6 protein-coding genes are annotated in these 7,255 nt (G+C 69.2%); 5 read left to right on the top strand and 1 reads right to left on the bottom strand.

What is annotated here, in order from left to right:
* The first annotated feature begins 39 nt into the window (after positions 1–39).
* Complete coding sequence (locus H181DRAFT_RS27960; RefSeq protein WP_045867245.1) at positions 40–990, top strand: glycoside hydrolase family 16 protein; 951 nt, start codon at positions 40–42, stop codon at positions 988–990.
* Complete coding sequence (locus H181DRAFT_RS27965; RefSeq protein WP_045867246.1) at positions 987–2,162, top strand: beta-1,3-glucanase family protein; 1,176 nt, start codon at positions 987–989, stop codon at positions 2,160–2,162. The genes H181DRAFT_RS27960 and H181DRAFT_RS27965 overlap by 4 nt, the downstream gene beginning before the upstream one ends.
* Positions 2,163–2,332: 170 nt before the next feature.
* Here the strand turns inward: H181DRAFT_RS27965 and H181DRAFT_RS27970 are convergent, their stop codons facing one another.
* Complete coding sequence (locus H181DRAFT_RS27970) at positions 2,333–4,144, bottom strand: glycoside hydrolase family 15 protein (RefSeq protein WP_045867247.1); 1,812 nt, start codon at positions 4,142–4,144, stop codon at positions 2,333–2,335.
* A 486-nt stretch (positions 4,145–4,630) separates the two neighbouring features.
* Here H181DRAFT_RS27970 and H181DRAFT_RS27975 point away from each other — a divergent pair, with 486 nt between their 5' ends.
* The 3 genes from H181DRAFT_RS27975 to H181DRAFT_RS27985 form a co-directional block, all read left to right on the top strand.
* Positions 4,631–6,274: a CTP synthase gene (locus H181DRAFT_RS27975; RefSeq protein WP_107068868.1), complete on the top strand. Its 1,644-nt coding sequence runs from the start codon at positions 4,631–4,633 to the stop codon at positions 6,272–6,274.
* Positions 6,271–6,936 (top strand): NUDIX domain-containing protein, encoded by a 666-nt coding sequence (locus H181DRAFT_RS27980; protein ID WP_045867249.1) that lies wholly within the window; start codon positions 6,271–6,273, stop codon positions 6,934–6,936. The genes H181DRAFT_RS27975 and H181DRAFT_RS27980 overlap by 4 nt, the downstream gene beginning before the upstream one ends.
* A 120-nt stretch (positions 6,937–7,056) precedes the next feature.
* On the top strand, positions 7,057–7,255 hold a 199-nt coding region (locus tag H181DRAFT_RS27985; RefSeq protein WP_139131774.1), incomplete at its 3' end, for a helix-turn-helix domain-containing protein.

Raw genomic sequence — 7,255 nt, forward strand, 5'->3', positions numbered from 1 at the left:
GAGAGCGCTCTCACCCCCCACGAGCGAGGAGCGTAAATCATGCTCTTGAAGAGCGACAGACGGCGTTGGGCACTCGCGGGCATCGCGGCCCTCGCCCTCTTCGGCGCCTGCATGGCGCCCAGCGCGCAGGCCGACGACGCCGGCCGGGACGGGAAGAAGGCAGCCGCTCTCGAAGAGGTCTGGCGAACGGACTTCGACGGCGCGGCCGGTTCACTTCCCTCCGGCGACGACTGGATCATCGACAAGGGGCACAGCTACCCCGGCGGCCCGTCCAACTGGGGCACCGGCGAGATCCAGGAGTACACCGACAGCCCCGACAACCTCCAACTCGACGGCGACGGGCATCTGAAGATCACCGCCCTCAAGAACGGCGACACCTGGACCTCGGCCCGTATCGAGACCCAGCGGACCGACTTCGCGGCCCCCGAGGGCGGCGTCATGCGGATCGAAGCGGGCATCAAGCTGCCCGAGCAGTCCGGGGAGGCGGCGCTCGGCTACTGGCCGGCGTTCTGGACCCTGGGCGAGGAGTACCGCGGCAACTACCACAACTGGCCGGGCGTCGGCGAGTTCGACATCATGGAGAACGTCAACGGGCAGACCACCACACACGGTGTGCTGCACTGCGGCGTCAACCCCGGCGGTCCGTGCAACGAGACCACGGGCATCGGCAAGGCCCACGAGTGCGCGGGCGCCTGCAAGACGGAGTTCAGCGAGTACGCGCTGGAGCTCGACCGCAGCGGTGAGACCGAGGAGCTGCGCTGGTACGCCGACGGCCAGCACTTCCACACCGTCAAGGAGACCGACGTGGACGCCCAGACCTGGGCGGACGCCACGCACCACGGTCATTTCATCCTGCTGAACCTCGCCATGGGCGGGGCGTTCCCCGACGGGGTCGCCGGCCAGCAGACCCCCACCGCCGCCACGCAGCCCGGCGGATCCATGTCCGTGGACTACGTGTCCGTGGAAACCACCGGAGGTGCCGTCAAGTGATCAGCCGCAGGTCTCTCATCCGCGGTGCAGCCGCCGCGGCCCTCGTAGCCCCGGCCACGGGCCTGCTCGTGACCGAAGCGGGGGGCGTCACCCGGAGGAAGGCGGGCGCGAAGGCCGCCGCCATGCCCCTGAAGATCGTCAACAACAGCGGCGAGTACGACAACGGCTCGATCCACGTCTACATCGTGGGCAACGACGGCACCAACCAGGTGCGCGTCACCCCCGAGGGCGAGCTGAAGCCGGTGGCCCTCGGCGACAACGGGTCCGACGGGTTCACCGACTACGCCATCCCGCTCGCCGGCAGCGGGGAGACGGTCATCCAGCTGCCGGAGATGTCGGGGCGGATCTACTTCGCGCTCGGCGAGAAGCTGAAGTTCAAGGCGGTCGAGGGAGGCGACGGCAAGGCCGCGCTCGCCTACCCGGCGGCCTGGGTGGAGTCCGACCCCAACTACGGGGTCCTGCACGACTGTGCGGAGTTCACCTACAAGAACGGGGCCATGTACTGCAACACCACCATGGTCGACATGTTCAGCGTGCCGCTGTCCATCCAGCTCAAGGGCGACAAGGACCAGACGACCGGCACGCTCAAGGACGGCGCGCGGGCCAAGGTCTTCCAGGACCTCAAGGGCGCGGAGGCGTTCTCGAAGCTCGTCGTCGACGACAAGCGGGTCATCGCCCCCGGGCACGGCATGGGTTCGGGCCTCTTCGCCGAGGACTACTTCGACGCCTACATCGACGAGGTGTGGAACACGTACTCCGGCAAGGACCTCACCGTCACCACCAACGCCGGGAAGTTCACCGGGCGTGTCAGCGGCGGCAAGTTCTCCTTCACGGGCCCGGCCGAGGTGTCCTTCGACAAGCCCAGCACGAAGGACGTCCTCTTCTGCGACGGTGCGCTCGCAGCGCCGAACGACGGGACCACCGGTCCCGTCGCCGCGATCCTGGGTGCCGCGTTCAACCGGACCACGCTCGCCTCGATCGCCGACCAGCCCACGACGGACCCCGCGGAGTTCTACAAGGGAGACACGGCCCACCTGTACGTCAAGGCCATGCACGAGGCCACGGTCGACGGCAAGGCATACGGCTTCGCCTTCGACGACGTCGCCGGGTTCGCGTCCTACATCGAGGACGGTGCCGCAAGCGAGATCACTCTCACGCTGACACCGTTCTGAGGGCACCGGCCGGGCGCACCGCCCCGGCCGGACTTCCCCCGCGCCCTCCCCGCCGGCCCGGGGGAAGCCGTCCCTCAACGCCACGCCCGCTGCCGGTTGGTCCCCGGCAGCGGGCGTGGGTCCGTCATCGGAGGGCGGGTGCGCGGACCGGGCGGCGGGCCCGGCGGGCGTCAGCCCCCGTACGCCCCTGACGCCGTGAGGCGCAGGGCAGTGTCGATCAGCGGCACGTGGCTGAAGGCCTGCGGGAAGTTGCCCACCTGGCGCTGCAGCTTGGAGTCCCACTCCTCGGCCAGCAGGCCGAGGTCGTTGCGGAGCGAGAGCAGCTTCTCGAAGAGTTTCCGCGCCTCCTCGACCCGCCCGATCATCGCCAGGTCGTCGGCGAGCCAGAACGAGCAGGCGAGGAACGCGCCTTCCTCACCCTGGAGGCCGTCGACGTTGTCGCCGTCGAGCTGCGAGGTCGGGTAGCGCAGCACGAAACCGTCCTCCGTGGACAGCTCCCGCTGGATCGCCTCGACGGTCCCGATGACGCGCTTGTCGTCGGGCGGCAGGAAGCCCATCTGCGGGATGAGCAGCAGCGAGGCGTCCAGCTCACGCGAACCGTAGGACTGCGTGAAGGTGTTGCGCTCCTTGTCGTACCCCTTCTCGCACACGTCCCGATGGATCTCGTCACGCAGGTCGCGCCACCGCTCGAGCGGCCCGTCGACGTCGCCGGACTCGATGAGCTTGACCGTACGGTCGACCGCCACCCAGGCCATCACCTTCGAGTGCACGAAGTGCCGCCTCGGGCCGCGGACCTCCCAGATGCCCTCGTCCGGCTCGTCCCAGTGGTCCTCCAGGTAGCCGATGAGCTTCAGCTGCAGCAGGGAGGCGTAGTCGTTGCGCGCCAGGCCCGTCATGTGGGCGAGGTGCAGCGCCTCGGTCACCTCGCCGTAGACGTCCAGCTGGAGCTGGCCCGCCGCGCCGTTGCCGATGCGGACGGGAGTGGAGTCCTCGTACCCGGGAAGCCAGTTGAGCTCCGCCTCGCCCAACTCCCGCTCTCCCGCGATGCCGTACATGATCTGCAGGTTCTCCGGGTCGCCCGCGACGGCGCGCAGCAGCCACTCCCGCCAGGCCAGCGCCTCCTGGTGGTAGCCGGTGCGCAGCAGGGAGGAGAGGGTGATCGCCGCGTCACGCAGCCACGTGAAGCGGTAGTCCCAGTTGCGCATGCCGCCGATGCACTCCGGGAGCGACGTCGTCGGCGCGGCGACGATGCCGCCCGTCGGCGCGTACGTCAGCGCCTTCAGGGTGATCAGCGACCGTACGACCGCCTCGCGGTAGGGCCCGTGGTAAGTGCAGTGGTCGACCCACTCACGCCAGAAGGCCGCGGTCGCCTCCAGCGCCGACTCGGGGTCGGGCTCGGCGGGCGGGCTCTTGTGCGAGGCCTGCCAGCTGATGGTGAACGCGACGCGTTCGCCCGGGGCGATCGTGAAGTCCGAGTAGGTCGTCAGATCCTTGCCGTAGGTGTCGGCTTCGGTGTCCAGCCACACCGAGTCGGGGCCGGCGACCGCGACCGTACGGCCCTCGATCTGCTGCACCCACGGCACGACCCAGCCGTAGGAGAAGCGCATGCGCAGCGCCGAACGCATCGGAACGCGGCCGCTCACCCCTTCGACGATGCGCACCAGTTGCGGTGCGTGCTGCTCGCGGGGCGGCATGAAGTCGATGACGCGGACCGTGCCGCGTGGCGTGTCCCACTCGGACTCCAGGATCAGTGAGTCGCCCCTGTAGCGCCTGCGGGCCGCCTTCGGCGGCTCGTCCCCGTTGGACTGCGGGCCCACCCGCCAGAAGCCGTGCTCCTCAGTGCCGAGAAGACTCGCGAAGACGGCATGGGAATCGAAGCGCGGAAGGCAGTGCCAGTCCACCGACCCGTCCCTGCCGATCAGGGCGGCGGTCTGCATGTCCCCGATGAGTGCGTAATCTTCGATGCGCCCAGCCACGTGCATCTCCAGTCGAACTGTGGCTCGCCCCCGTGGGACGTGCGATGACCTGCGAATATCAGTACCGCTCAATCACATGTCCGATCGAGCGTCCGAGCAGGATACGACCTGCCGGAGCCTTGTGCGTCGCGCTCGCCACAGTATGGATAAGCCGAAGAGGTGAGCTTGCGAAACGGTCACTCACAAGGCGCGACCACACCCTCACGGTAGGGGACGGAACCCAGCTCCGGACGGCCCCCTGTGAGGCCGGACGCACTCCCGTACTGGCGAGGCACAGCCCTCCGGCGTCGCTGATACCCTGGTGGCCCGTGGACCGGTGGGCGCGAGTTCCCGGATCCGACTTCGGATTCCCGGCACGGAAAGCCCCCCGAACCGCAGCGACGGTACCCCTGAGCATCTGCTGCGCACCGACTGCGTGAACGGAGTCAGGGCTCCGGTGCGCAGCCCACCTCGCGACCACGGGAGCACCTCTTGGCATTGCCGCCCACATCCATGACGACCAAGCACCTCTTCGTCACGGGGGGTGTGGCTTCCTCGCTCGGCAAGGGGCTCACCGCCTCCAGCCTGGGGGCGCTTCTGAAGGCGCGGGGCCTGCGCGTCACGATGCAGAAGCTCGACCCGTACCTGAACGTCGACCCCGGCACCATGAACCCCTTCCAGCACGGTGAGGTGTTCGTCACCAACGACGGTGCCGAGACCGACCTGGACATCGGCCACTACGAGCGCTTCCTCGACGTGGACCTCGACGGCACGGCCAACGTCACCACCGGTCAGATCTACTCCTCCGTCATCGCCAAGGAGCGCCGCGGCGACTACCTGGGCGACACCGTGCAGGTCATCCCGCACATCACGAACGAGATCAAGCACCGCATCCGGCGGATGGCCACGGACGACGTCGACGTCGTCATCACGGAGGTCGGCGGCACCGTCGGCGACATCGAGTCGCTGCCGTTCCTCGAAGCCGTCCGGCAGGTCCGCCACGAGGTCGGCAGGGACAACGTCTTCGTGGTGCACATCTCGCTGCTGCCCTACATCGGTCCCTCCGGCGAGCTGAAGACCAAGCCCACCCAGCACTCCGTCGCCGCGCTGCGCAGCATCGGCATCCAGCCCGACGCGATCGTGCTCCGCGCCGACCGCGAGGTGCCGCGCTCCATCAAGCGCAAGATCTCCCTCATGTGCGACGTGGACGACGCGGCCGTCATCGCGTGCAGGGACGCACCCTCGATCTACGACATCCCGAAGGTGGTCCACGCCGAGGGCCTCGACGCCTACGTCGTGCGCAAACTCGACCTCCCCTTCCGCGACGTCGACTGGACGCAGTGGGACGACCTGCTGCGCCGCGTGCACCAGCCCGACCACGAGGTGACGGTCGCCCTCGTCGGCAAGTACATCGACCTGCCCGACGCCTACCTGTCCGTCACGGAGGCCATCCGCGCTGGCGGCTTCGCCAACAACGCGCGCGTGAAGGTCAAATGGGTCACGTCCGACGACTGCCGCACGGCGGAGGGCGCCCGCCGCCAGCTCGAGGACTGCGACGCGATCTGCATCCCCGGGGGCTTCGGCGAGCGCGGCGTCGAGGGCAAGGTCTCGACCATCACCTACGCCCGTGAGAACGGCGTGCCGCTGCTCGGGCTCTGCCTCGGCCTGCAGTGCATCGTCATCGAGGCGGCCCGGCACCTGGCGGGCATCGAGGGCGCCAACTCCACCGAGTTCGAGCAGGGCGCGGCGAACCCCGTGGTCTCCACCATGGCCGAGCAGCTCGACATCGTCGCGGGCGACGGCGACATGGGCGGAACGATGCGGCTGGGGCTCTACCCGGCGAAGCTCGCCGAGGGGTCGATCGTGCGCGAGGTGTACGGCGGCGAGCCGTACGTCGAGGAACGCCACCGGCACCGCTACGAGGTCAACAACGCCTACCGGGGCGAACTCGAGAAGAAGGCCGGGCTGGTCTTCTCAGGCACCTCGCCCGACAACAAGCTCGTCGAGTACCTGGAGTACCCGCGGGAGGTGCACCCGTACCTGGTGGCCACCCAGGCCCATCCCGAGCTCCGCTCCCGGCCGACGCGGCCGCACCCCCTCTTCGCGGGCCTGGTCAAGGCAGCCGTGGACCGTCAGCAGAGTGAGGGCAGGGCATGACACAGCACAATCCGCGGTCGCGTCCCGGCGGCAGCCGCATCGCCGACTCCCCGGAGGAGTGGGAAGTCACCGCCACCGAGGTGCCGTTCGAAGGCAAGAAGACCAGCGTCCGCACCGACGACGTGGTCATGCCCGACGGTTCGGTCGTCCGCCGCGACTACCAGGTCCATCCCGGTTCCGTGGCGGTGCTCGCGCTGGACGAGGAGGACCGGGTGCTGGTGCTCAGCCAGTACCGCCACCCCGTGCGGCAGAAGCTGTGGGAGATCCCCGCCGGACTTCTCGACGTCCCCGGCGAGAACCCGCTCCACGCGGCGCAGCGCGAACTGTACGAGGAGGCCCACGTCAAGGCCGGCGACTGGCGGGTCCTGGCCGACGTGTACACCACTCCGGGCGGCTGCGACGAGGCCGTGCGCATCTTCCTCGCCCGGGACGTGTCCGTCGCCGAGGGCGAGCGCTTCGAAGTCTCCGAGGAGGAGGCCGACATGGAGCACGCCAGGGTCCCGCTCGCCGAACTCGTACAGGGGGTTCTCGCGGGGGAGTTGCACAACAACTGCCTGGTGGTGGGCGCGCTCGCGCTGAGCGCCGCCCTGGCGTCGCCGGACGGCCCGGACGGGCTGCGCCCGGCCGACGCCCCCTGGCCCGCCCGGCCGTTCCAGCCCTAGGTGTTCTGTCCATGGAGGTTGGTGACGGTGATCACCGGTAGGTGATCTTGAAATGGGTGAGGGCCTTCTGGCCTGGTGTGTAGCGACGAAACCGCACACCTGGCGACCAGGAAGGCCCTCATGCCGCACCGTAACGCACCGTTGACCGAGACCGGACGGCTGCGTCTGGCCCGCTGTGTGGTCGAGGAGGGCTGGCCTCTGCGGCGGGCGGCCGAACGGTTCCAGGTCTCACCGACTACAGCACGGCGGTGGGCAGGCCGCTACCGGGAGTTGGGCGAGGCCGGGATGGCCGACCACTCCTGCCGCCCCCGACGCAGCC

The organism is Streptomyces sp. WMMB 714 (genome assembly GCF_900090125.1).
In the GTDB taxonomy this organism is placed as follows: domain Bacteria; phylum Actinomycetota; class Actinomycetes; order Streptomycetales; family Streptomycetaceae; genus Streptomyces; species Streptomyces daqingensis.

Coding starts and splice junctions, on each gene's coding strand:
- H181DRAFT_RS27975 (WP_107068868.1), top strand. CDS start 4,631: ATGACGACCAAGCACCTCTTCGTCACGGGGGGTGTGGCTTCCTCGCTC.
- H181DRAFT_RS27980 (WP_045867249.1), top strand. CDS start 6,271: ATGACACAGCACAATCCGCGGTCGCGTCCCGGCGGCAGCCGCATCGCC.
- H181DRAFT_RS27970 (WP_045867247.1), bottom strand. CDS start 4,144: ATGCACGTGGCTGGGCGCATCGAAGATTACGCACTCATCGGGGACATG.
- H181DRAFT_RS27960 (WP_045867245.1), top strand. CDS start 40: ATGCTCTTGAAGAGCGACAGACGGCGTTGGGCACTCGCGGGCATCGCG.